The 24,559-nt window shown below is 40.1% G+C and carries 22 protein-coding genes; 6 read left to right on the top strand and 16 right to left on the bottom strand.

The window, feature by feature from the left end:
* The first annotated feature begins 232 nt into the window (after window positions 1-232).
* Both CKK03_RS01350 and CKK03_RS23540 read left to right on the top strand, forming a co-directional pair.
* Window positions 233-511 carry an alpha/beta-type small acid-soluble spore protein gene (locus CKK03_RS01350; protein WP_099360840.1) on the top strand — a complete coding sequence of 93 codons (279 nt, stop codon included), beginning with the start codon at window positions 233-235 and terminating at the stop codon, window positions 509-511.
* A gap of 12 nt (window positions 512-523) precedes the next feature.
* A complete protein-coding gene (locus tag CKK03_RS23540; RefSeq protein ID WP_180271112.1) occupies window positions 524-667 on the top strand; it encodes a hypothetical protein in 144 nt (47 codons plus the stop codon).
* Window positions 668-710: 43 nt separating this feature from the next.
* Here CKK03_RS23540 and CKK03_RS01345 read toward each other — a convergent pair whose 3' ends face one another.
* The 6 genes from CKK03_RS01345 to CKK03_RS01320 form a co-directional block, all read right to left on the bottom strand.
* Window positions 711-2,372, bottom strand: a complete 1,662-nt coding sequence (locus tag CKK03_RS01345) for a glycoside hydrolase family 13 protein (RefSeq protein ID WP_099360839.1) — start codon at window positions 2,370-2,372, stop codon at window positions 711-713.
* 48 nt (window positions 2,373-2,420) lie between these two features.
* A complete protein-coding gene (locus CKK03_RS01340; RefSeq protein ID WP_099360838.1) occupies window positions 2,421-4,106 on the bottom strand; it encodes a glycoside hydrolase family 13 protein in 1,686 nt (561 codons plus the stop codon).
* Between the two features lie 18 nt (window positions 4,107-4,124).
* Window positions 4,125-5,144, bottom strand: coding sequence for a LacI family DNA-binding transcriptional regulator (locus tag CKK03_RS01335; protein ID WP_099360837.1), 1,020 nt, complete (start codon window positions 5,142-5,144; stop codon window positions 4,125-4,127).
* A gap of 59 nt (window positions 5,145-5,203) precedes the next feature.
* The gene (locus tag CKK03_RS01330; protein ID WP_099360836.1) at window positions 5,204-6,025 is read right to left on the bottom strand and encodes a carbohydrate ABC transporter permease; all 822 of its coding nucleotides are present in this window, start codon (window positions 6,023-6,025) and stop codon (window positions 5,204-5,206) included.
* Window positions 6,025-6,885, bottom strand: coding sequence for a carbohydrate ABC transporter permease (locus tag CKK03_RS01325; protein ID WP_099360835.1), 861 nt, complete (start codon window positions 6,883-6,885; stop codon window positions 6,025-6,027). Before CKK03_RS01325 ends, CKK03_RS01330 begins: the two co-directional genes overlap by 1 nt.
* A 140-nt stretch (window positions 6,886-7,025) precedes the next feature.
* A complete protein-coding gene (locus CKK03_RS01320; RefSeq protein WP_099360834.1) occupies window positions 7,026-8,333 on the bottom strand; it encodes an ABC transporter substrate-binding protein in 1,308 nt (435 codons plus the stop codon).
* 429 nt (window positions 8,334-8,762) lie between these two features.
* Here CKK03_RS01320 and CKK03_RS01315 point away from each other — a divergent pair, with 429 nt between their 5' ends.
* From CKK03_RS01315 to CKK03_RS01305, 4 genes are all read left to right on the top strand, one after another.
* Window positions 8,763-9,335 carry a TetR/AcrR family transcriptional regulator gene (locus CKK03_RS01315; RefSeq protein ID WP_099360833.1) on the top strand — a complete coding sequence of 191 codons (573 nt, stop codon included), beginning with the start codon at window positions 8,763-8,765 and terminating at the stop codon, window positions 9,333-9,335.
* 94 nt (window positions 9,336-9,429) lie between these two features.
* On the top strand, window positions 9,430-11,658 hold the full coding sequence (locus tag CKK03_RS01310; protein WP_099360832.1) for a YhgE/Pip domain-containing protein: 2,229 nt from the start codon (window positions 9,430-9,432) through the stop codon (window positions 11,656-11,658).
* A 128-nt stretch (window positions 11,659-11,786) separates the two neighbouring features.
* Window positions 11,787-11,933: a hypothetical protein gene (locus CKK03_RS23535; protein WP_180271111.1), complete on the top strand. Its 147-nt coding sequence runs from the start codon at window positions 11,787-11,789 to the stop codon at window positions 11,931-11,933.
* Between the two features lie 131 nt (window positions 11,934-12,064).
* Window positions 12,065-12,259, top strand: coding sequence for a hypothetical protein (locus CKK03_RS01305; RefSeq protein ID WP_099360831.1), 195 nt, complete (start codon window positions 12,065-12,067; stop codon window positions 12,257-12,259).
* A 51-nt stretch (window positions 12,260-12,310) separates the two neighbouring features.
* Here CKK03_RS01305 and CKK03_RS01300 read toward each other — a convergent pair whose 3' ends face one another.
* The 10 genes from CKK03_RS01300 to nagZ all read right to left on the bottom strand — a co-directional run bounded on the left by CKK03_RS01300 (window position 12,311) and on the right by nagZ (window position 24,542).
* Complete coding sequence (locus tag CKK03_RS01300; RefSeq protein WP_099360830.1) at window positions 12,311-13,270, bottom strand: L-threonine 3-dehydrogenase; 960 nt, start codon at window positions 13,268-13,270, stop codon at window positions 12,311-12,313.
* A 35-nt stretch (window positions 13,271-13,305) separates the two neighbouring features.
* Complete coding sequence (locus CKK03_RS01295; RefSeq protein WP_099351499.1) at window positions 13,306-14,493, bottom strand: glycine C-acetyltransferase; 1,188 nt, start codon at window positions 14,491-14,493, stop codon at window positions 13,306-13,308.
* Window positions 14,494-15,311: 818 nt separating this feature from the next.
* Window positions 15,312-16,148, bottom strand: coding sequence for a MurR/RpiR family transcriptional regulator (locus CKK03_RS01290; protein WP_099360829.1), 837 nt, complete (start codon window positions 16,146-16,148; stop codon window positions 15,312-15,314).
* 61 nt (window positions 16,149-16,209) lie between these two features.
* The gene (locus CKK03_RS01285) at window positions 16,210-17,157 is read right to left on the bottom strand and encodes a GNAT family N-acetyltransferase (protein WP_099360828.1); all 948 of its coding nucleotides are present in this window, start codon (window positions 17,155-17,157) and stop codon (window positions 16,210-16,212) included.
* Between the two features lie 17 nt (window positions 17,158-17,174).
* Window positions 17,175-18,326, bottom strand: a complete 1,152-nt coding sequence (locus tag CKK03_RS01280; RefSeq protein ID WP_099360827.1) for an exo-beta-N-acetylmuramidase NamZ family protein — start codon at window positions 18,324-18,326, stop codon at window positions 17,175-17,177.
* A gap of 49 nt (window positions 18,327-18,375) precedes the next feature.
* Entirely contained in the window at window positions 18,376-19,344 is a 969-nt protein-coding gene (locus tag CKK03_RS01275) for a carbohydrate ABC transporter permease (protein ID WP_099360826.1), read from the bottom strand.
* Window positions 19,345-19,356: 12 nt separating this feature from the next.
* Window positions 19,357-20,277 (bottom strand): carbohydrate ABC transporter permease, encoded by a 921-nt coding sequence (locus CKK03_RS01270; protein ID WP_099351494.1) that lies wholly within the window; start codon window positions 20,275-20,277, stop codon window positions 19,357-19,359.
* A 69-nt stretch (window positions 20,278-20,346) separates the two neighbouring features.
* Window positions 20,347-21,684 (bottom strand): ABC transporter substrate-binding protein, encoded by a 1,338-nt coding sequence (locus CKK03_RS01265; RefSeq protein ID WP_099360825.1) that lies wholly within the window; start codon window positions 21,682-21,684, stop codon window positions 20,347-20,349.
* Window positions 21,685-21,786: 102 nt separating this feature from the next.
* On the bottom strand, window positions 21,787-22,950 hold the full coding sequence (locus CKK03_RS01260) for an anhydro-N-acetylmuramic acid kinase (RefSeq protein WP_099360824.1): 1,164 nt from the start codon (window positions 22,948-22,950) through the stop codon (window positions 21,787-21,789).
* A complete protein-coding gene (gene nagZ, locus CKK03_RS01255; RefSeq protein ID WP_099360823.1) occupies window positions 22,947-24,542 on the bottom strand; it encodes a beta-N-acetylhexosaminidase in 1,596 nt (531 codons plus the stop codon). Before nagZ ends, CKK03_RS01260 begins: the two co-directional genes overlap by 4 nt.
* Window positions 24,543-24,559: the final 17 nt, after the last annotated feature.

Below are 24,559 nucleotides of genomic sequence, written 5' to 3'. Positions count from 1 at the left end.
ACATATTCTTTTTACCACTTTTTTCATAGGTTCGCAAGATTTTAGGCTAAAATATCCTATTAAACTGGTGGTATAAGCTATTACATCACTAGATTAGCCAAAAAACAAGCGTTTCAAACCAAAATTATATGAAATTCTTTAAAAAATGTTGTTACTACCAAGTTTTACCGAAATTCTAGATTTTATACAAGGGAATGCTATAAAAAATCGCATGATGAAAGGAGTGTCTCCCATGGCTCGTAGAAAACGTCGCCCCCTCATTCCAGAAGCTAGAGAAGGGCTTGACCAACTCAAAGCAAATGTAATGCGAAAACAAGGCTATCAAACAGATCCCTCTAACCCTGACAACGTAAAATATGAAGTTGCAAAGGAATTAGGGATTCCTTTAAAGGAAGACTACAACGGAAACCTCACGTCCAAGCAAGCAGGCAAAGTCGGTGGCAACATCGGTGGCAATATGGTGAAAGAAATGATCCGCATGGCACAAGAAAACTTGAATAAACGCGGGTAAAGGGGTGTTCGTATGGATAAAAAGAAAAACCGTGTTGGTCAATCTAATCATAGCCAATACAAAGTTGCCAAAGGCCCGAAAGCAAAAGAGTCTGGCTATGAGGCAAGCTATGAATACACAACTGGGAATGAAGTAGGAGAGCCAGATCATAAATAACTCAAAATCCCCTATGCCTTACTTAAGCATAGGGGTCTTCAAATCAAGCTAACCGATATACTCGTGCTTCATACGGCCTTAATTCAATTGACTCTGTAGCCTCGTGTCCATCAATATGATAATTTGCCAACATCAGGCCATCATGCCTAAATTCACCTTCAGGCACACGACAAACGGCATTCTCTCGAGATAGATTCGTTACAACAACCACTTTCTCGTCGCCTAGCGTGCGTGTGTACACATATAGTTGTGGGTCTTCCGCAAGCAGTAAGTCATACACGCCATACGTAAATACTTTATTTGCCTTTTTCAAATCAATCATTTTTTTATAAAAATGCAGCACAGAATCATCATCAGCCTGCTGTTTTTCAACATTGATTTCCATGAAATTTGGATTTACACCCATCCACGGTTCTCCTGCTGTAAATCCAGCATTTTCTGCACTCGACCACTGCATTGGAGTTCGTGAGTTATCCCGGCTTGTCGCCCAGATGATCTCCATAATCTCCTCATGCGGGATACCTTCAGAGCTCTTTTCATGATACAGGTTTTTTGTTGCCACATCATCATATTCTTCGATGGATTGGAATTGAACATTTGTCATTCCAATTTCTTGCCCCTGGTAAATAAAAGGAGTTCCTTGCATGAAAAAGTACATAGCACCTAGCGCTGTAGCACTTTCCTTCCAATAGTCCTTATCATTTCCCCAATTAGATACGACACGTGTTTGGTCATGGTTCTCAATAAACAACGCATTCCAACCCATATTTTCTAGTCCTTTTTGCCATCTCGTAAGGACATGTTTGAGGCCGATTACATCAAGTTCTTGTTTCTCTTCATCCCAAAGCCCCAAATGTTCGAACTGGAACACCATATTGAATTTTCCTTGTTCCTCGCCAACCCATTCGTCCGCATCTTCCACACTTACACCATTTGCTTCACCAACGGTCATAATGTCGTATTTGGCGAAGGTTTCTTTCTTTAATTCTTGTAAGAACTCTTGAATCCCAGGTCGATTCATATGACCGTCAAAAGAAGAAACATATTTTAGACCATGCGGATTGGGCAGATCAGGGAAACCTGGAACTTTTTTAATATGACTAATCGCATCTACCCGGAAACCATCAATGCCTTTATCGAGCCACCAATTAATCGTGGAATATAATTCTGTGCGAACCTCTTTGTTCTCCCAATTGAGGTCAGGCTGCTTTGTTGAGAATATATGCATGTAATATTGACCAGTCGCTTCATCAAATTGCCATGCTGGCCCACCAAAAATACTTTCCCAGTTATTTGGCTCTTTTCCATCTTTTCCATCACGCCAAATATACCAATCCCGTTTTGGGTTATCCGTTGAAGAACGAGATTCGATAAACCATGGGTGTTCATCACTTGTATGGTTAATAACCAAATCAATAATGAGTTTCATGCCACGCTTGTGGGTTTCCTCTAAAAGTTCATCAAAATCAGCCATCGTTCCAAAGTCAGCCATGATGTCTTGATAATCGCTAATATCATAGCCGTTATCATCATTGGGTGATTTGTAAACAGGACAAATCCAAATTACATCGATACCTAGATCTTTTACATAATCTAATTTAGAAATAATCCCCTGTAGATCACCGATACCATCACCATTTGAATCCATAAAGCTTCTTGGATAGATCTGATAGGCAACTGCTTCCTTCCACCATGCTTGCTTCATTTTTGTATCCTCTCTTCCTATTTCTACAGATGGTACTTAGGTCCACCTTCAAATCGTTAACCGATACACTCTTGCCTCATATGGCTTTAATTCCATTTTTTCAATCAATTCATTTTGATCTACATCATAATTGCCAATCAATAATTCATGTGTTTTGTAGCTACATTCTTCTGGCAACTCAAATAATGTATGTTCACTTGAAAAATTCAGTACAACCAATAACTTTTCATCAGCTAATATTCTAGTATACGCGTAAATCGTTGGATGCTCCGGCAACAGCAGGTCATAAGCGCCATACACAATAATCTCATGCTGTTTTCGCAACTCAATCAATTTTTTATAATAATGAAAAATAGAATTTGGATCGTCCACTTGTTTAGCCGCATTAATGTCCCGATAATTCGGATTCAACGAAATCCATGGAGTGCCTGTAGTAAAACCGGCATTCTCACTGTCGTCCCATTGCATCGGGGTACGCGCATTGTCTCTTCCTTTTGCATAGATCGACTGCATAATTTGCTCAGGATCCACACCAGCTTCGACTTTTTCCTTATACATATTTAGGGTTTCGATGTCCTTGTAATCCTCAATGGAATCAAACTGAACATTGGTCATCCCAAGTTCTTCACCTTGATATATATATGGAGTTCCTTGCAACATATGCAAAAACGTTCCGAGCATCTTTGCTGACTCTAGCCAATACTCACCGTCATCACCGAATCTAGACACCATTCTTGGCTGATCGTGATTATTTAAATACAAACTGTTCCAGCCAGAGCCTTCGAGACCTTTTTGCCATTTTGTAAAAGTTTGTTTCAAATCTAATAAATTCAACGGGCGTAAATCCCATTTTCCTGTTGGACCTGAATCTAAATCCATATGCTCAAATTGGAAGACCATGTTTAGCTCATTGCGGTCAGCACCTGTATATTTTTGCGCTTCTTCCGTATCGACACCCGGCATTTCGCCAACGGTCATAATGTCATATTTCGATAACACCTGTTGGTTCATTTCCTGTAAAAATTCATGGATTCGAGGTCCATTCATATAATAAGGTGCACCTGAAGCATATTTTTTTCCTTCCTGCTGCTCACCATTTGGTAATCCCGGAACCTTAGAAATTAAATTAATGACATCCATTCGGAATCCATCTATTCCTTTTTCAAGCCAAAAAGTCATAAGGTCATAGACTTCCTCGCGAACTTTTGGATTCTCCCAATTGAGATCTGGCTGTTTTTTACTAAATAAATGTAGATAGTGTTCATCTGTTTGCTCATCATATTGCCACGCTGAACCGCTAAAAAAGGACTCCCAATTGTTCGGTTCCTTTCCATCTTTAGAAGGGCGCCAAATATAGTAGTCACGGTATAGGTTATCCTTTGATTTTCTGGATTCTTGGAACCACTTATGCTCATCGGATGAGTGGTTCACGACCAAATCCATCATTAGCTTCATTCCGCGCTTATGCATTTGCGAAAGTAGCTCTTCCCAATCAGCCATCGTGCCAAATTCATCCATGATTTCACGGTAGTTGCTGATATCGTAGCCATTATCATCATTTGGGGATTCATAGACAGGGGAGAGCCAAATTACGTCAACACCAAGGTCTTTTAGATAATCAAGCTTTTCCGTGATCCCCTTAAGATCCCCAATTCCATCTCCATTTGTATCCTTAAAGCTTCTTGGGTAAATTTGATACACAACACTTTCTTTCCACCATGTTTTGTTTTCCATTTCCCTCATGCTCTCTTTCTATTTAATCCGTGCGCACGACTTCCGTTCAATTAGTTTTGCCGGTATCGTAATCCGCTTTGGTAAGACATCCGGATTTTTTATTTTTTCAATCAAGCAGCTTGCACCTTCAACCCCAAGCTGAAAAATATCAATATCCACTGAAGTGAGGGGAGGCTTCGAATATTCAGCAAGTAGTACGTTGTTGAAACTTGCAATGGAAACGTCCTCTGGGACTCGAATAGTCAATTCTTCAAAATGACTCATCAGTTCGATTGCGATAAAGTCATCTGTACAAACTAATGCTGTCGGTGTGTCAACCGAACTTAGAAACGATATAATGGCTTCTTTCCCTTTATTCAACGTACTCTTTTGAACGATATAATCCTCATTAAAAGAGATTCCAGCCTCACTTAGCGCTTGTTTGTATCCCTCAAGGCGGTCAAGCATAAACACAAAGTCACCATCATAACCGACAAACGCAATTTTCGTATGACCTAACCCGAGCAAATAGTCCGTTACGACCTTCGTAATGTAGATATTGTCATTGTCGACATACGTGACTCGTTCTGCACCTATCACAGGGCGACCAATCACGGTAAATGGAAAGTCGATCTTTTGTAAATATTTGATGATACGATCATCTGTCCGAGAATAGAGGAGAATCAAGCCATCTACACGACGCCCTTGGACCATTCCAACAACTTCTTCATAGATTTCGTCCTCTGTTCCAGCTGTCGAAAGGTACAATCCATATTTATGTTCACGTGCTTGTACGCTGATCCCTCTAATCACTTCCGGGAAAAACGGATCTTGAAGCACATGGGATGCAGAAAATGGCATCACAACCCCAATGGTTGCTGTGCTATTCACTGCTAAGCTTCGTGCTGTAAAATTAGGATGATACCCGAGCTTATCCATTGCTTCTCGTACTCGTTTTTTCGTTTCTTCACTAATTCGAGGGTTATTTGCTATGACCCTTGAGACAGTGGAAGGCGAGACATTTGCCTCTTTTGCAACATCTTTAATTGTAATAGCCATACATACCCTCACACTCCATTTATGTTAAACGAGTCCAATTGACCCTTCGTTCTCAATGTTTATTTTACAGAGCCCTCTGCAATTCCCTTGATAATGTGTTTTTGCATGAAGAAGTACACAAGTATCACCGGAATGATCGCAAGCGTTAATCCTGCTAGAGCTAAATGCCATTGTTTCGTATATTGGCCAAAGAAGAAGAACATCTTCAATGGAATCGTATGCATTCCTTCTTGGTTAATAACTAGAGATGGTAATAGATAGTCATTCCAAATCCAAATAATATTCAAAATAGCTACTGTTACTGAAATTGGCTTTAACATCGGGAAAATGATGTGCCAGAAAATTTGCCATCTGTTTGCACCATCAATGGTGGCTGCTTCATCTAATGATTTTGAGATTCCTTGTAAGGATCCGTGATATAAGAAAATCGATAAACTACTACCAAAGCCAAGATACATAAAAACGATTCCAAAACGGTTTAATAGTTCCATTTTACCAAACAGGGATACTAATGGAATCATGACTGATTGGAATGGAATCAGCATAGCCGCGATAAAAAGGAAGAAAACGAAACCACTCACTTTTCCTTTGCGACGATTTAATGCGTATGCTGCCATCGATGAAAAAAGAATAATCACCGCAACACCTAAAACCGTAATTAGAACAGAGTTAAAGAATGTGCGGATAAAATCGAGCTCTTCAAATGCTTGAACATAGTTATCAAATGTAAATACATCCGGAAGTTTTAGCGTATCTGTAAAAATTTCACGTTTTGTTTTAAAAGAGTTGACGACCATCAAATAGAAAGGGGAGAGCCAAATTAGGCCAAGGACAATGCCTAGAATTTCAAGCAAATACAATTTTCTTTTTTTACTTTTCATTACATCTCGACCTCCCGTTTCTTATTGATGTACACCTGCGTTAAGGATATGGCCGCCACGATTAAGAAGAAAATAATTGCTTTTGCCTGTCCATACGCATAATTGTTTTCTGAGAATGCGGTTTTGAAAATTTCCATTGCTACCATTTGTGTTGAATTATAAGGGCCGCCACCTGTTAAACTTAGGTTTTGGTCATATAGCTTAAACGTATTAGATAGAGTCAAAAACAAACTTACTGTAAATGCCGGTGCGACAAGTGGGAATGTCACATTTTTAAAACGCTGGAAGCTGCTTGCTCCGTCAATTTCCGCCGCTTCTAATAACTCCTGCGGAACACTTTCCAAATAGGAAATATAAATAATCATGATATATCCAGCCATTTGCCAACTCATGAGAATAACCAATGCCCAAAAACCAGTTGTATCTGTCGATAACCAGCCTTTAAAAGCTGCAATCCCCGTTAAATCTCCAATACTCGCAAATACCTTCATGAAAATAAATTGCCAAATGAACCCGAGGATGAGTCCTCCAATTAAGTTCGGCATGAAAAAGATTGTACGTAAAATATTGTTTGTTTTAAGCTTTTGCGTAACAAGTAATGCTAATGAAAGTCCAAAAAAGTTAATGAGGAAAATCGACACGACTGAGAATTTCACTGTAAACCATAGGGAGTTCATGAATTCCTTATCCTCAAGTAGCTTTTGATAGTTCTCAAGTCCAACAAACTCGGTGATCTTAATTCCGTTCCAGTCTGTAAAAGAATAATAGGTTCCAAAAATTAATGGCACGATTATGACAATTCCAAGTGCAACAAGCGTTGGGGCTAAAAATAACCAATACCATAGATTCCGGTTTCGCATAGTAAATTCCTCCAATTGATCGAAATCTGAAAAATATTTCAATCATATTTGGGGGAGCACGAGCTCCCGTTCATTTTTGTATAAAAGGAGAAAACAAAGCAACCATACGCTGCCTTGTTTTCTATTGTAAGGTCAATCGATTATTTTCTTGTGTCTTCCCAAGCCTTTTGAGATTCCTTCACAAGATCTTCCCAGCTCATCTCATCGCTGATGTATTTTTGAATATTAACACCAAGCTGTTGCTCGCCCCAACCAGTTGGGTAGCCCATGAATACCCAAGGAATTGTTTTTCCTTCTGTTGCGTACTCATACACTGATTTCCCTAGTGGATCAGAAACTTTTGAAGCGTCAAATCCTTCGTATGCAGGGATAAATTTAAAGTCTTCTAGTACCGCTGTTTTTCCTTCTTCAGAAGTATATAACCAGTCTAAGAAGTCTTTTGCAGCTTTTACTTCTGCCTCGTCTTTATTGCTATTTACTGCCCAGTACATTGGAATTCCAACTGGAATTGAATCTTCTTTATAGCCTTCGACAGGAATTGGTAGAATGCTTACTCCGTTATTTGCAAGCTCTTCATCAATACCTGCGATTGAACCATATACCCAGTTACCTTGTTGAATCATTGCCACTCGGCCAGTAGAGAATAATTCTTCTACTTGCATTGCATAATCTAAACTTACAGTTGGTTGAACAGAATACTCATTTTGTAAATCTAGAACCTTCTTAAATGCATCACCATATTTAAAATCTACAGATGCAGAATCGAATGTTCCTAATACATTCCCTTCAAATTCAGGGGATAGGAAAGCATTTGATAAGTGTAAGCCAGTTACCCATTTTTCTTTACCTGGTAGAGCGAACACAGCATCTAAACCTAATTCATCTTTCTTGCTGTCTAATGTTTTTACCGCTTCTTCTAAAGCAGCGAAAGTTGTAATTTCATCTGGATTGATTCCAGCTTTTTCAAATACTGCTGTATTGTAAATTAAGCCATATCCTTCTTGGTTAAAAGGTAGTCCTAACACTTTGTCATCTTGTGTAACTCCTTCAAGAGTTCCTTCTAATGCAGCACCAGCTGCTGCTGTGTCAGAAAGGTCTGCTAAGCTATCTACCCAGTCTGCAACATCTTGAGGTCCACCAATATTATAAATTGTTGGCTCTTCACCTGAAGCAAATTTTGAACGAAGTGCTGCACCGTAATCTTCTCCACCACCGACAGTTGTGATGTTGATTTTTACACCGTCGTGTGACTCTTCATATTGCTTTGCAACAGCTTCAAATTGATCCTTAAATTCCACTTTAAATTGGAAGATATCTACTGTTGTTGTTTTTGAATCGCCTTTAGTTCCACTTGAGCTTTCTCCATCATCCGAAGAACATCCTACAAGAGCCACACTTAATAGGAATAAGAGTGCCATTACTGCAGGAAAAAGTTTCTTTGCTTTCATGATAAAACCCCCAGTTTACATTTTTGAAAGGAAGGAACCGTTGCACAGGTTTAGGAAACCGATTGCATTAATTTGGACTTTTTTGTAGAAATTAGTCATTTTTCTATTCCGTTAATTAAACGCTTTCATTGCGTTTAAAAAATATATACCATTGATATTACTGTGTTCTTTTGATTTCACTGCTATGCGCAATTTGTTGCGCAAACGGTTGCATTCCTTTTACAAGATTTATATTAGCACGGGCAAAAATTAATTACAACAAAAAAGTTTGTGTTTTCATGAAATCGTTAAAACTCACTATTAAGTCCGCCATTACATGAATTGATAAATGGGACTTGCAATGTAACGTTTGGTGTGATATATTTCTCACTGTGAATTAAATGACCACATTTCTCATTTGGTCAATCCACCTAAAGTGAGGTGATCAAGGTGGCGATTGATAGAAAACAGTTAATAATTGAAGCTGCGACTAAATCGTTCTCTTTATTCGGGTACAAGGCCACAACAATGGACCAGGTTGCGAAGCTCGCGAGCGTTGGTAAAGGTACAATTTATACCTTTTTCAAAAACAAAGAGGAGTTATTCGATGAGATCATCAGTACTCTCATTCGGGACATGAAAGTGGTAGCCGAAGAAGCAATGGATGAAAACAGCACTTTTTATGAAAATGCACACCGGATCCTTTTTCGATTACTAGAATTCCGTAAGTCCCACCAGCTAACGATTAAGCTTTTTCAAGAGGAAAGAGATATCGGAACACAGGCAGTTGTTGAGGTTGTACAGCGTGTTGAACAGGCGATTATCAACTATATGAAAGACATGATTCAAGAAGCAATCGATCGCGATGAAATTAAGCCCTGTAACCCAGAGATCACAGCCTTTGTCATGTTAAAGCTTTATGTTTCCTTAATCTTTGATTGGGAACGAAACCACGAACCACTTGAAAAAGAAGAAATTTCAAATTTATTTCAGCTGTATTTCTTTAAAGGGTTAGAGAAATAGTCATGCCATGGGTCCTCAAGTTGAGTACCCATCTTATTTGGCCAAAAATGACCATTTGAATAAAACGGTCATATTTTTATTAGGAGGTTTTTATATGAAGGGATCATCCTTTATTGCTGAATTAAAACATATCCTTTCAAATCGAAAGGTCCTCATTCCAATTTTAGCCGTAGCTTTTGTTCCTGTTCTTTATGCAGGCATGTTTCTCTGGGCGTTTTGGGATCCATACGACCAGATGGAAAATTTACCAGTCGCGATTGTGAATGAGGATGCTGGGGCTGAATTTGAAGGGGAACAGTTACAGCTAGGAAATGAGTTAACGGACAAGCTTTCCAAAAACGACACTTTCGATTTTCACATTGTCTCAATGGAAGAAGGTTATAAAGGTCTTGAAAACAGGGATTATTATATAGTAGTTGAAATTCCTGAAAATTTTTCAAAAAACGCGACTTCTTTATTAGATCGTCAACCACAAAAATTGGAACTTAAATATGTGCCAAACGAAAGCACAAACTTTCTGTCTTCTCAAATTGGGGAAACCGCACTTGAAAAAATAAAGGCAGAAGTATCAAAGAATGTTACAGCCACCTACGCTGAAACCATGTTTGGCAAGGTTCAAAACCTAGCAGACGGTTTAACCCAAGCAAGTGAAGGTTCTGAACAACTTGCGGAAGGTGTAGCAAAAGTAAATGACGGATCAAAAACACTAGAGGAAAACCTAGCTACTCTAGCCTCAAAATCAATTGAATTTACAAATGGAGTTAAAAAAGCAGAATCCGGAGCAACTGGGATTGCTTCTGGAACAAACCAGGTAAAAGCAGGTCTTAACGAAGTGAATGAAAAAATTCCTTCTTTAGTGGATGGGACAAATCAAATCCAAGATGGGGTTGCCCTCATGAAGGAAGAACTGCCAAAGCAAATCGCTGAGGAAGTTACAACGCAGCTTAACAGTAATGTTAGCAAAATTGATGAAGGTATAGATGAACTTGAGATGAAACTTAGCACAGGGCTTTCAATCCAACTAACAAATGGGATTGCAGCCAACCTTTCTGAACAACTAGCAGACCAAATGCTCGCATCTCAAACACAACAAATGGAGCAGCTTAAATCGACCTTAATTGAAAATCAAATTATGGACGAAACGCATGCCTCTGCTTTTATTGCGCAAATGGCTCAAAAACAGCCAACAAAAGAACAGTTACAACAACAATTAGAACAGCAATTGAAACAAAATCTCGAACCAGGAATATCAGCAGGCGTTGAAAATGGACTTAACCAAGGATTCACCCAATTTAAAACTGGGTTACATCAACAGTTTGGTTCCGCAACATCTGGTTTAGAGGAACAACTAATAGCTCAAACAAGCCCTACCTTTAACCAATTATTAGCTGGGCTTCAACAGATTAACGAAGGTCAGAAAAGTCTCCAACAAGGAGTTAGCCAATTATACAACGGTTCTGTAGAACTTAATAACGGCGCTCACGATTTAACTAATGGGATGAACCAATTAACAGATGGTGCCGGTCAAATACAAAATGGCGCAGGACAGCTTGCGGATGGGTCAAAAGAGTTAGAAGAGGGTACTGTTCAACTTGCTGACGGTTCGAATGAACTTGCTGAGAAACTTGAGCAAGGTGCCGAACAAGCAAATTCTGTGGAAGCATCTAACGAGACCTACGACATGATGGGCGAACCTGTCACCGTTAAAAAGCAAGAAATGAACACCGTTCCTAACTATGGAACAGGATTTGCACCCTATTTTATCTCACTTGGTCTATTTGTCGGTGCATTACTAATGTCAATTGTATTTAAACTTAAAGAACCTGTAGTACAACCAACTAATGCATTCCGCTGGTTCTTTAGCAAATTTGGTGTATTAGCCATCGTCGGTGTGTTCCAGGCGGCTCTTGTCGACATCATCCTATTAGAAGGTCTAAAAATTGAAGTCGCAAGTATTCCATTATTCTTTGTCACATCTTTAATCACAAGCTTTACTTTCTTAACTTTAATTCAAATGCTTGTGACTATGATGGGGGATCCTGGTCGTTTCATTGCGATCATCGTCTTAATTTTACAATTAACAACGAGTGCTGGAACGTTCCCACTTGAACTAATTCCAAATGCCTTACAGCCAATTAACGCACTCTTACCAATGACATATTCCGTACAGTCATTTAAAGCTGTCATTTCAAGCGGTGACTTCGGTTATATGTGGCATAACAACTTCATTCTTTTAACCTATATGGTAGCCTTCATAGCGATTACGATCGGGTATTTTGCAGTGAAATTGAAAAAGCAAAAAGTACAGGTTGAAATGAATTAAGATATTTGAGAAAAGCTAGGGATTTTTTCCCTAGCTTTTTTCATGTCTTAAAAAAATGAAAGTGGCGGATGTAATAAGACGTATTGCTAATACTATGGTTGTAGAATAAAAATGCAGGAGGTATCACTATGCCACAAAAACAACCTAAACAGCATACGATGCAAACAGATGTCGCAGGAACAGATCCACAAAAAGTAAAACAAGAAATTGCAAAGGATGTAAGCCAAGGCCAGGGTGCCATGACTTCTAGGGAAGCAGGAGCAATGCGGGACTAAAAAACCACTGTTTAGTGGTTTTTCTTCTTTTCAGCTAGCCTTTTATCGTTTTCGCTATCATGGACCTTTCCCATTTGAATCAAAATAGATTATACTAGACTGACTATCGTATCCACTAAGGAGGAATTTCTATGACCGAGAACAATCAACCCGAAGCACCAAAAAAGAAGATTAGCCTGCAAGAGGCTATGAAGCAGCAGCTTGAAAACAAAAAGGCTCAATCTTCCAATACAAAAGGTAAAATGAGTGCCGACCTTTCATCAAAAAAAATGAAAAGCCAGCAAACAAAAAAACCGAGTAATACTCGCAGGAAAATGGGCGTCTAAGATGAACAAAAAGGAGTATGAATCCCGTAAGATTCATACTCCTCATTTTATTTATCCAGCATTTTTCACTAGCTTGACACTCAATTTTTCTAGCATATCTTTCGTCATTGATTCGAGATCATATTTTGCTTTAAAGCCCCACTCTTCTTTCGCTGCAGTTGCATCAATTGAATTTGGCCAACTTTCAGCGATCGCTTGGCGGACTGGGTCAACATCATAATTCATCGCAAACTCTGGAATATGCTTTTTAATAACTGCTGCAATTTCTTCTGGCGCAAAGCTCATAGCCGTCACATTGAAAGCATTTCGATGTTTCAGCTTGCACTCCTCTGCCTCCATTAGATCTACAATCGCTTGTAGCGCATCTGGCATATACATCATATCCATATACGTACCTTTATCAATATACGATGTATAGCTTTTATTTTTAAGAGCTTCATAATAAATTTCAACTGCATAATCTGTCGTCCCACCACCAGGTGGGGTCACATACGAAATAAGCCCTGGGAAACGCAGTCCCCTTGTATCAACACCAAATTTGTGATTGTAATAATCACAAAGTAATTCGCCAGAAACCTTGTTCACACCATACATAGTAGTAGGGCGCTGAATGGTGTCCTGTGGGGTACCATCCTTTGGTGTGGACGGTCCAAATGCCCCAATTGAGCTTGGGGTGAAAAATTGACAACGCAATTCACGAGCAACTTCTAATGCATTGACAAGTCCACCCATATTTAAATTCCAAGCTAAAAGTGGCTTTGCTTCTGCAGTTGCGGATAGCAATGCTGCCAAATGAATCAATGTGTCTGCATCATATTTTTTCGTAATATCGTACATTGCTTTTCCGTCTGTTACATCTAAAATCTCAAACGGACCAGAGTGAACAACTTCGCAATCCGTTTTTCGAATATCTGTCGCAACAACATTTTGAGCACCGTAAACCTTACGAAGTTTTGTAACTAGCTCTGAACCGATTTGGCCCAGGGCTCCGGTAATTATAATTTTCTCCATTATTCATTCCCCCAAGATGATCGTCTGATCAGCTTTTAGATAATGTTCATTTCCTTGCCTACTTTTTCATAAATCGCAACTGCTTCGTCTAGCATTTCTTTTGTATGTGCGGCTGTTGGCATATTGCGGACCCTTCCTGTTCCTTTTGGTACAGTTGGGAATACGATGGATTTTGCATAGACACCTTCTTCAATCAATCTCTTACTGAACTCTTGTGTTTTTACTTCTTCCCCAACAATCACGGGTGTTATTGGAGTTTCGCTGTGGCCAATATCAAAGCCACGCTCTTTTAACTGTTGCTTGAAGTAGTTGGCATTATCCCATAGCTTGTCGTGGAGTTCTGTGCTGCTCATTAGAATTTCAATTGCTTTTGTAGCAGCAGTAACATCGGCTGGCGTAACAGCAGTTGAGAAAAGGAACGGTCTGCTTCGTACTTTTAGCCAGTCAATTAACGCCTTTTTACCCGCTACATAACCACCGACAACGCCAATCGCTTTTGAAAGAGTTCCTATTTGGAAATCTACCTTATCAGAAAGACCAAAGTGCTTTACCGTACCAGCACCTTTTCCTAAAACACCTGAACCGTGGGCATCATCTACATATGTAATGAGATCGAATTCCTCTGCAATTTGTACGATTTCAGGTAGTTTCGCAATGTCACCATCCATGGAAAAAACTCCGTCAGTGATTACCATGACTTTGTTATATAAACCAGATTCAGTTGCTTCTTTTGCCTTTTTTCGTAAATCATCCATGTCAGAGTGGTTGACACGTATAATTTTCGCCTTTGAAAGACGGCATCCATCAATAATGGAAGCATGATTTAGCTCATCAGAAAGAATCGCATCGTTTTTATCCATAACAGCTGAAATGGCTGCCATATTACAATTAAAGCCAGATTGATATGAAATCGCCGCTTCTGTGTGTTTAAACTCCGCAAGCTTTTCTTCTAGTTTTATATGAAGATCAAGTGTCCCGTTGATGGTACGAACCGCACCTGCCCCAACTCCGTACGTATCAATTGCTTCCTTAGCAACCTCTTTTAGACGCTCATCAGTCGCTAATCCTAAGTAGTTGTTAGAAGATAGGTTAATAAGCTCTTTTCCATTGATTTTAATAATAGGTCCGTTTGCACCTTGTAGAGGGTCGATTACATTATAAAGACCTTTCGTCTTTAAATCCTCCAGATTTTCATGCAAAAATGAGTCCAACACCTTCGACATTAGAATCCTCCTTTGTATGTTTACAAAACACAAGTGTATTTCTGGTAAATACATTTTAATTTTTATAAACCCTTTTATATCAACATTTATACTTCCTACTTTACCACATTATTCATCAAATGTTTATACCCAGTGGACACTTTTTCTTATTATTATTATATTATTTGTTAGTTTTGGATTTGTGATACAAAGAGTGAAATTTTATCGGTATCGTGTTGAGTTTTGAAGGACTGAGGTCTGATTCGACAGCGCTTTTGAGTAATTATGGTAAAACCTAAAGTGTAAAAGAGGGGTATGATTGGACTTTCGGGAAATCATGGTAATACCCAGATCATAAACGAGCGATATGACTGGACTTTTGGATATATTTAGGAGAAAGGTATGTTATAAAAGAAGGATACGAGGGGACTACTGGATAATTAAGGAAAAACCCATAGCATAAGAGCCTGATAAGTTAGGACTTTTGGAAATTATTCCAAAAACCATCAACTTAAGCGCAAGTTATGGCATACCTTTTGTATAAAAAAGGGAAAACAGATAGTAAAAATCTTTTTAAAAAGGAACCATTTAGCTTTTTCTAGGAGATTAAGTATCTCTCAAGCCTGCTGGAGTATTGCCAATTGGTAAGTTCTAGGAAGTTGATTGCACTCCAAGCCCTCTGGAGTATCATCGCTTGGAAATTTATAGGTGGTTGGTTGCACTCAAGCCCTCTGATGCACAGCCACTTAGGCTTCTTCAAGAAACTGTTCACCCCCCAAACCCCATTAGTAGTAAACAGCTTTCCCCCACACTACACAAAAAAGAGACCATCTCTGGTCTCATTTTATTGGGTCGTGCAAAATATTAATCATTTCCCTTGTTTCATCAAGATGTTGGACGGTTTGGTCATATGCCTGTGAGGCGACACTCATAAAAAGAATGTCCATTACATGAAGCTGGGCGATTCTTGATGAAGTTGCACCGCTTCGGAAAGTCGGCTCTCTGGTAGCAGATGTATATAGGCGAATGCCTGCCTGCTCTGTCACAATCGATGAGCCATATTTCGTTAAGCTAATCGTATGGGCTCCTTTTTTATTCGCGAGCTCCAAAATTTTCGCCACTTCAAACGTTGCCCCTGAAAATGAAATCCCAACAACGACATCATTTTCATCCGCATTCGCAACCAAGGTTGCGGCCATATGTAGGTCCGGAAATGCTGTTGCTTTTTTATTAATTCTTAAAAATTTCTGCTGAGCATCTTGAGCGATGATGCTTGATGCGCCCACACCAAAAAAGTGTATCGTCCCGGCATTTTTTAAGACTTCTACCGCTCTTTCAAGCTCTTCATTGTTTAGCAATTCAGCTGTTTCCCTTAAGGTTTGAACACTGTTGTCTGTCATTTTTTCAATAATAGACAAAGTAGACTCATTTGGTTCAATGTCACGGAATCCAGTTGCCTTCTTCTTTTGCAGGTCTCCTGCGATACGAAGCTTTAAATCCTGAAACCCTTTTAAATCAAGTGATTTACAGAGTCGAATAACCGCCGCACTGCTTGTTGAACTTCTTTTACCAAGCTCACTAGCCGTTAGTGTAATCGTCTCCTGCGGGTTTTCTAATATATATAAAGCAATTTTCTTTTCAGACGGTGGGAGGTTATCATGCATCTCCTGAAGCATTACGAGTCCTCCGGTCATAAAGGACATTGTCATCAACTCTCTTTATTCAATCTACTTTTTATTATAACGTTTTTTTCATAACATGGAACTTTCGTGTGATCTCAAATCCTGTTTTCTTATAGAGGTGTCCCGCTGAACTCTTCTCTCCCGTCCAGAGAAACCATGCACCATGCAATCCTTCTGCACGCATATTTTTCAAGCATTCATTTAATAATATCTTGCCTAACCCCTTACCTTGTTGATTGGGGTCAACCCCAAATGGTCCGAAGCGATTTGGAATGCCTTCATAGCCACCATAAATGCAAAAGCCCACTAAATTTTCACTATCTCTTGCGATTAAAATGCGGTGGAGTGGCAGCCCTTGTAGAATTCCTTCTCGAATCGCACGTCCCCAATCCGGGTTAAACACATTGTTAGCAAATTGGATGACCTCGTATAAATCCTTATCTTCTGCGGTTAAAAATGTGTACCCTTCCTGTTCCCGTTGTCCCTTTAGTTCGAGCACCTCAGAAGGTGGCGTGAAGCCTACTAAACTTCGATCCATCGCGACGGGTGAATATTGTTTTTCAAAGCCTTGCTTGAGGAGAAAGGAATAGCCTTCTAGATATGCTTCTTCATCGATTCCAGGCAGAATATAATTCGGCGCATACGAAGCAAAGAAAACATTCTTCCGACCTTCAGATGCTAGAAATTCCATGCCATCTTTCATTAACTTTTCTCCGATACCAGACCGCAAGAACTCCGGATGAACGAAAAAGAAAGGAATCCAACCATTTTCCGACTCTAATTCTGTACCTGCCATTGGTAGCAATCTTCGTATCGCATACAAACAACCAATTATTTGATCTCCGTCAACCGCAACTCGTAATCCCTTTGGGTCGAAGTTTGCGTCTAAAAGAACGAGATTTCGAAATCTAAGCTGTGTGATTGGATCCTTCAGCAAGCACTCATTCCAGAGGCGAACAATTCCTTTTTCATCGCCTGATTGATAATATCGAAATGAAACCACGCAGTCCATCCCCTTCCCTAATTGTAAAGTAGATAAGGTTCTCTTTTCTTTTTAAAGGCTTCTGTTTCCGCTTCACATGATTCTATAAAACGATTAATTCCACCATTCAAAACTAGATTCTTAAGATCCTTTGTCCCCGCTAAAAGGTCAAACATATAGGTTTTCTTTTCACCAAATTGAAGAAACTCAAAATCATGAGGGTACATTTCCGCGATCGCCGCCAACAACGTCAGTCCCGATTTCAACGAATGAATCTTCCATCGATCGGTTACGTGAAGCTGAACACCTTCACAGACCTGTTCCTTATGTTTTTGGTAAGTTGGAACAAAGGAAATCGGTCGAGCTAACACCCCAGGAAGTTTTTTCTCATTAAAATATTTAGCCAACCGGTATCCCTCAATAAAGGGACTTCCCACGTATTCAAAAGGTCGTGTTGTGCCTCTTCCCTCCGATAGATTCGTTCCTTCAACCAAACATGTCCCAGGGTATAACGTGCACATATCCATTCCTGTCGTATTAGGCGATGGTGGAATCCAAAACAGGCCGGTTTCGTCATAGAACATATCACGACTCCAGCCCTCCATCGGAATGACCGTTAATTCACAATCGATTCCGAATTCATGCTTATACATGAGCGCAATTTCCCCGACGGTCATACCGTGACGATTTGGAATTGGATAGAGGCCAACGAAGGAACGAACCTCCTCATCCACTAGATTCCCTTCCATCACGGTTCCTGTGATTGGATTTGGTCGGTCAAGAACGACGAATTCCTTTCCGAACTCTGCACATGCTTCCATCACATATGCCATCGTATAAATAAATGTATAGTACCTTGCCCCAATATCCTGAAGATCAAAGAAAATCATGTCTACATTCTCAAGCATTTCTTTCGTTGGCTTTTTTGTTGCTCCGTAAAGACTATACACAGGTAAACTTGTATAAGGATCGACAAAGAAATCAATCTTTTCCCCTTCCTTTGCACTTCCTCTAATTCCATGTTCAGGTCCATATAGTGCAGTAACATGAATATCTGGATGCTCATGGAACAGATCGATTGTTGGTGTAAGTCGTTGGTTAACACCAGTCATATTGGTAACCACCCCGACTCTTTTACCCTTACATAAATCCACAGATTTCGTTAAAAAGCAGTCAAGACCTATCTCCATTCTCTGCCCCTCCCCTCAAAAAAAGAGAGATCGCTCTCTCCATCAGTCATTATTCTTTAACTCCACCCAGGGTTAATCCTTTTACAAAGTGGCGTTGGAACATCATGAATACAATAATCATTGGGATTGATGCGATGGCTGCTCCACTCATTAGAAGCTTGAAGCTTGCAAGGTTTGCATCCTGTAATGTTTTTAACCCTACAGGTAATGTATATAGATTTGAATCGTTTAGCACGATAATTGGCCACAGGAATGAATTCCAGACGTTCATAAATGTAAAGATTCCTAGAGCTGCTAGACCTGGTTTCGCCAATGGCAGAATGATTTTCCAATACGTTTTCCATTCGCTTGCACCATCGATTTTCGCTGCATCTATTAGTTCATCCGGGATTGAGTGCATAAATTGCCTCATTAAAAATACCCCAAATACCATTGCTAAGTCTGGGAATATAAGCGCCCAGTGCGTATCCATAATTCCAAAATTCCGAACCATGATAAACAACGGCACTAACGTTACTTGGCCGGGAATCATCATCGTGGCAATAATCGACCAGAAAATGAGATTTCGTCCCGGGAACCGCTTTTTCGCGAGGACATACCCGGCCATCGAGTCAAAGAGGAGTATCCCAATTGTCACCACTACTGCTATATAAAAACTATTAAAAAACCAGATTCCTACGTTATTTTTATTAAACAAGGTCGTAAATCCTGAAAACGTATCTTCTATGATGTAGTCCATAACATCACGATGATAGGCTGCTGCTTCAGCATCACCAGCGCTTTCCGCGTCCCTAGCCTTCCCCCAGTGTTCAAAGTACTCCGTAATCCCAACTGGGTACATTTTCGGAGGATTTGAATCTACATAAGATACTTGACGTTCTAGTTCTTCATCCTGGTAGCTGCTTAGCTGCAAGGAGGTACTGAACACCCAATACAACGGTAAAAGGGAAACAATGGCGAAAACCGATAGTAGTACATATATAATAAGCTTGTTTACTTTTTGAATACCTGATGTCATTATGCTTCCCTCCTAGTCATCGTACCGAAGTAAACGGAATTGGATAATTGAAAATAAAAGAATGATAAAGAATAAAACAACGGATTGTGCTGCTGCAAAGCCAAACTCGAAATCTCTAAAGCCTGTCTTATAGATTAAGTGAACAAGAGTTTCTGTGGCCGTGCCTGGTCCTCCGCCCGTCATCATAATAATTTGTGTGAAGACCTGAAACGAACCGATTGTACTTAGTAAAACTAAATATAAGGTAGATGGTTTTAATAATGGCAATGTAATGCGATACCATTTTTGAAAACTATTTGCCCCGTCAATGGTAGCCGCTTCATATAGTGAATGTGAAATTGAACCCATTGAAGCAAGATAGAGAATGATTCCAACTCCAAATGGAATTAAACATTGCATGATGATTAAGGCCCAAAGTGCGGATGAAGATTGTCCCAACCAGTTAAGTGGTTCCATTCCAAACCACCCTAACACATAGTTAAACAATCCGAAGTCATAGTTGTACATCCAGCGCCAGACCATCGCAACAATTACCATGGATGTAACTGTTGGCAAATAAAAGGCTCCTCGGAAGAAGCTTTGAGACAGTTTACCAAGAGGATGGATGAGAGAAGCAATGATAAGTGCACTTATTACGTTAAAAGGTACCGTTACAACCGTAAAAAGGAATGTATTTCCTAGCGCGTCGTAAAAGGCATCGCTTTTAAACACCTTTATATAGTTGTCTAAACCTGCCCATTCACTTCCAAAAATTTTGTATTCCTGGAAGGAGATGATAAACGCCCACACAACCGGGATCGCAATAAATGCTATAAACAGGATAAGTTTTGGAAGTAAAAATAAATATGCGGAATAGTTCTTTTTCATTTGTAGCCAGATAGTTGGTTTTTTTGTCTGTACTACTGCATTTGCAGTTTGATGAACGGGTTTCAACGCAATTCCCCCAATCTTTCATTTGGCAGCAGGCAGCCCAGTTAAGGGCTACCTACCTTATGCCTATTACTACTCACCTAACAATTCATTGACCTTCTTCTCAGCAGCTTTCATCGCTTCTTCTGCTGTCTTTTCACCATTGAATACTAACTGAAGTTCTGTTTGAATAGCTTCATCAATTTTCTTCCACTCAGGGTGACGTGGAAGCATAACAACTTGTGAAGACATTTCTTGTGCACGCTTCATTTCTGGATTGTCCTTATAAGGGTCCATGTCTGCAGCGCTCTTACGTGCAGGGAAAATACCATATTCAGTTGCCATCGTAAATTGCTCATCTGTTGTTGAGATGAACTTAATAAACTCGCCAACCATTTCTTTTTTCCCTTCTTCTTCTTGGTGGAACATTGTCCAACCACCTACACCACCGATTGTTACAGGCTCACCTGATTTACCGGTTGGGTAGTTTGCAACTGCAAAGTTTGTAGGGTATTTTGTTTGAGCTGAGCTAATCGCCCATGTAGCCCATGGCTGCATTGCAACAGTACGTTGCTCTTCGTTTGCCCACGCTTGGAATGTACCACCAACGTCCTGACCACCTAATGTTTCTGGAGCTACGTTATGCTCTAATTTCAAATCAGCAAGTTGTTGAATCGCTTCTACTGCTTCTGGCTCTGTGAACGTGAATTTTGACATATCTTCATTTAATGGGCTTCCACCATTGATATAGAAGAACGGCCATGCCTCATAGTAACCAGGAAGGATATATGTTGAGAATCCGTATACATCTGTTTTACCATCATTATCACGGTCAAATGTTAGCTTTTCAGCTGCTGCAAAGAATTCATCCCATGTCCATTCACCGTTTGCTGGAGGCTCCACTCCACGCTCTTCAAAAAGATCTAAGTTTAAAAGCATTGCGTGTACAGTTAAAGAGTTTGGAACTCCATATAATTTCCCGTCAAATGTGTACGCATCTAATGCATTTTCATAAAAGTCCTTAAGTTCATCCTCTGTAAATAACTCATCAACTGATTCAATTACACCTTGTTCAATGTGATCAATACTTACTGCACTACCACTAATATCTACTGGTGCAACATCAGGCCAAGATTGCCCTGCGATCGAAACGCCTAATTTATCAGGAAGCTCTGCCCATGGAACTTGAACTAGTTCAACTTTAACTCCTTCATGTGCTGCTTCGAATTCTTTAATTTTACTTTCCATCCAGTGGAATTTATTGTCTTTATCATCTGGCCAACGTGGTCCATCCCATACGGTGATTGTACCGGTCCATCCCTTTCCACTGTCTTCGCCGCCATCTTTTGTTGTGTTCTCTTTCTTGCTACATGCCGCTAACAATCCAATTACTAAAATACTTATAAGAAAAAGACTAAGCCATTTTTTCATTCTACTTTTCCCCCTTACGTATCTTTCATCATTGTTTTTTCCAGTACCAACAGAACACTATATTTGTAGCTCTTGCCCTCGCCCCCCTTCAAATTCTATTTTTTATACCAGAGCAATTTTCCCCATAATAACCGGGGCGCTTGCTCCTGTTGCCGATGGAAGATTATTTGGTCGTTTGTTGATGCATTGGTAGCCTAGTAATGCGAATACAATGGCTTCCTTAGCATCAGCCTGTATGCCCAGCTCATCTGTACTTCCTAATTTGATTGACGGAGGCAGATTAGCTTGCAATCTCTTTCGTAGTGTTTGATTGTACCAACCCCCACCGCTTATAAAAATCTCTTGGATATTATAAGAATCTATAAATCTCTTACACTCTTCAACAATTGTTCGTGCTGTCAGCTCGGTAATAGTAGCTACCTTATCCTCTGATCCTAAATCGGCTTTTGCATTCCAAAGTTCTTTTGCATAATCGAATCCAAATAGCTCTCGACCTGTACTCTTTGGTGCCGGTAAACGGTAGTAGTCATGATCTAAAAGCTCCTTAAGCCATTGTTCATCTACCTTACCAGCTGCTGCTATTTCTCCATTTTTATCATAGGTTTGTTTTCCATTCGTTGCCCACATTGTAAAGGCATCAATCAGCATGTTTCCTGGGCCAGTATCAAATGCAAGCACTTGTTCATGACTCTCTGTTGGGGGTAAAACGGTTACATTTGCGATTCCGCCAATATTGGCTAAGATTCTACCATTCGAATCCGCTCTAAATAATAGGTCATCAGCATATGGAACTAATGGCGCACCTTGGCCACCCACTGCCATATCACGAGTCCGGAAATCCCCAACCGTCTTAACACCAGTTCGTTCTGCAATTACAGCAATATCCCCAATTTGTAAGGTTGAAGTAATCGTATAGTCTTCTATCTGCTTACCTTCAGGCTGATGAAAAATCGTCTGACCATGGGAGCTAATCAGGTCCACATCTTTCATCTCAAGACCCGCTTGAGCTACAACCTTTTTCGCTGCTTCAGCAAACAACTCACCTAGTAGCATATTTGTTATAGAAATATCCTCAAGCCGAGCTTTACTCGGGTCACATAATGTCAAGATTCTTTCACGCATGGTTTCTGAATAAGAAAGTGTTGAAAAATGAATCAGTTTCACCTGGATTTTTTGATGTTCATCTTCAGAAATAGTAACTAAAGCTGCATCAATACCATCTAAAGATGTACCCGACATTAAACCCACAACTACCTTTTGACTCATTTCAACCGCTCCCTTACCTGAGGAATAGTAACCGGCAATATCCCTGTTACCTGTTCACGTCCATAAATGGCTTTTGCCGCCATATTCAAAGCTGGGTAAGGAAATTCATATGTGCAAAGGTAGGCTTGAATCTCTGGTAAGTATGCCAAATCATACGGACTTCTTGTCGCAATGACGATGACCGGTACCCCCGTATCTGACAATGCCTTCACTAGCTTTGTTTGTGCGTCACCTTCTTGAACAGTCAGGGTTCCCACAATAACCGCTTCAAATTGTTGAGCTTTTGCGGCTACTCTTTGGATTTCTTCATCTGTTGCCGGGTTTGATAGTTCAACTATTTCCGCAGTATCATCAATCTCTTTGATTGTTTCACCAAGATACATCGAGGAATAGCGTCTATCCTCAACCTGCATCGTATATTTATTTTCCGAGTAAACCACTAGCACACGTTTATTCTTTAATGGCAAAATACCATTGTTTTTTACAATCGTTATTCCTTGCTTATAAATGTCATGCGCAAGCTGTTGATGCTCTTTCCCACCAACAAATGATGGTACCTCGTCTGAGCCGATTTCTTTCCAACTACAATACTTTTCTTTTAATCTCGTTACTCTTGCTACTGCTTCTTCAATCTGGGCTTCATCGATTTCTCCAGATTCCACTGCAGCCACAATTGCATCAATCGTTTCCTTTTGAAGATGGTGAAGATGAGAAACCATAATGAGGTCAACACCTGCTTTTATCGCTTCTACCCCACCTTTTGCGGTGCCGATGGTATTGGCAATTGCATTCATTTCCATACAATCTGTTGTTACTACTCCATCAAAGCCAAGCTTTTCTCGGAGAAGGCCCGTGATGACTTTACGCGACAATGTCGCAGGGACACCTGGGGTATCTTCAATTGCTGGAAAATAGACATGGGCCGACATAACCGTATCCGCACCAGCCTCTATGCTGTCAACAAAAGGTTTTAACTCAATCTCTTCCAAACGTTCGATATCGTGTGTAATCACAGGTAGGTCTAAGTGGGAATCGACATTTGTATCTCCATGACCTGGGAAATGTTTTAACGTTGTGATGACGCCAGCTTCCTGCATCCCCTTCATTGCCATTCTTCCAAACTCAGAAACTTTTTCGGCTGACTCACCAAAGGACCTTACGCCAATGACTGGATTTTCAGGGTTATTGTTCACATCCAGTACTGGTGCTAGATTCCAGTTGATTCCTAGTGCCTTGAGCTCATTACCTGTCGCAACACCTACCTCATAGGCGTTGTCTGGATTGCCTGTTGCCCCTAAAAGCATGGCCCCAGGAAATATTGTTGTACCTTCTCCTAATCTACGAACAACCCCATTTTCTTGATCAATACAGATTAAGAGTGGGTGCTCATGCCCAGCATCCTCCGCCACTTGTTGAAGCTCCGTCGTTAACGAAAGAATTTCTTCTGGTGTGCCAATATTTCGGCCAAAGAGAATGACTCCACCGACATGATGCTCGCGAATTAACTCTTTTATTTCATCGGAGGCTGTTATTCCTTTAAAGCCCACAACCATTAGTTGGCCAACTTTCCTTCTTAGTTCTGCTTGATTCATAAGGCTCACCTCCACAT

Origin of the sequence: Fredinandcohnia onubensis (assembly GCF_002734215.1) — a bacterium.
Taxonomy (GTDB): domain Bacteria; phylum Bacillota; class Bacilli; order Bacillales; family Bacillaceae_L; genus Ferdinandcohnia; species Ferdinandcohnia onubensis.
The sequence above is the reverse complement of the archived record's forward strand: the minus strand, read 5'-3'. Positions and strand labels throughout refer to the sequence as shown.

Bases quoted from the DNA above. Each gene is read 5' to 3' on its own strand.
- CKK03_RS23535 (WP_180271111.1), top strand. From the start codon at position 11,787: ATGCCACAAAAACAACCTAAACAGCATACGATGCAAACAGATGTCGCA.
- CKK03_RS01290 (WP_099360829.1), bottom strand. From the start codon at position 16,148: ATGCTTCAGGAGATGCATGATAACCTCCCACCGTCTGAAAAGAAAATT.
- CKK03_RS01330 (WP_099360836.1), bottom strand. From the start codon at position 6,025: ATGAAAAGTAAAAAAAGAAAATTGTATTTGCTTGAAATTCTAGGCATT.
- CKK03_RS01340 (WP_099360838.1), bottom strand. From the start codon at position 4,106: ATGGAAAACAAAACATGGTGGAAAGAAAGTGTTGTGTATCAAATTTAC.
- CKK03_RS01275 (WP_099360826.1), bottom strand. From the start codon at position 19,344: ATGACATCAGGTATTCAAAAAGTAAACAAGCTTATTATATATGTACTA.
- CKK03_RS01260 (WP_099360824.1), bottom strand. From the start codon at position 22,950: ATGAGTCAAAAGGTAGTTGTGGGTTTAATGTCGGGTACATCTTTAGAT.
- CKK03_RS01295 (WP_099351499.1), bottom strand. From the start codon at position 14,493: ATGTCGAAGGTGTTGGACTCATTTTTGCATGAAAATCTGGAGGATTTA.
- CKK03_RS01320 (WP_099360834.1), bottom strand. From the start codon at position 8,333: ATGAAAGCAAAGAAACTTTTTCCTGCAGTAATGGCACTCTTATTCCTA.
- CKK03_RS01305 (WP_099360831.1), top strand. From the start codon at position 12,065: ATGACCGAGAACAATCAACCCGAAGCACCAAAAAAGAAGATTAGCCTG.
- CKK03_RS01350 (WP_099360840.1), top strand. From the start codon at position 233: ATGGCTCGTAGAAAACGTCGCCCCCTCATTCCAGAAGCTAGAGAAGGG.
- CKK03_RS01300 (WP_099360830.1), bottom strand. From the start codon at position 13,270: ATGGAGAAAATTATAATTACCGGAGCCCTGGGCCAAATCGGTTCAGAG.
- CKK03_RS01335 (WP_099360837.1), bottom strand. From the start codon at position 5,144: ATGGCTATTACAATTAAAGATGTTGCAAAAGAGGCAAATGTCTCGCCT.
- CKK03_RS01345 (WP_099360839.1), bottom strand. From the start codon at position 2,372: ATGAAGCAAGCATGGTGGAAGGAAGCAGTTGCCTATCAGATCTATCCA.
- CKK03_RS01310 (WP_099360832.1), top strand. From the start codon at position 9,430: ATGAAGGGATCATCCTTTATTGCTGAATTAAAACATATCCTTTCAAAT.
- CKK03_RS23540 (WP_180271112.1), top strand. From the start codon at position 524: ATGGATAAAAAGAAAAACCGTGTTGGTCAATCTAATCATAGCCAATAC.
- CKK03_RS01325 (WP_099360835.1), bottom strand. From the start codon at position 6,885: ATGCGAAACCGGAATCTATGGTATTGGTTATTTTTAGCCCCAACGCTT.
- CKK03_RS01280 (WP_099360827.1), bottom strand. From the start codon at position 18,326: ATGGAGATAGGTCTTGACTGCTTTTTAACGAAATCTGTGGATTTATGT.
- nagZ (WP_099360823.1), bottom strand. From the start codon at position 24,542: ATGAATCAAGCAGAACTAAGAAGGAAAGTTGGCCAACTAATGGTTGTG.
- CKK03_RS01265 (WP_099360825.1), bottom strand. From the start codon at position 21,684: ATGAAAAAATGGCTTAGTCTTTTTCTTATAAGTATTTTAGTAATTGGA.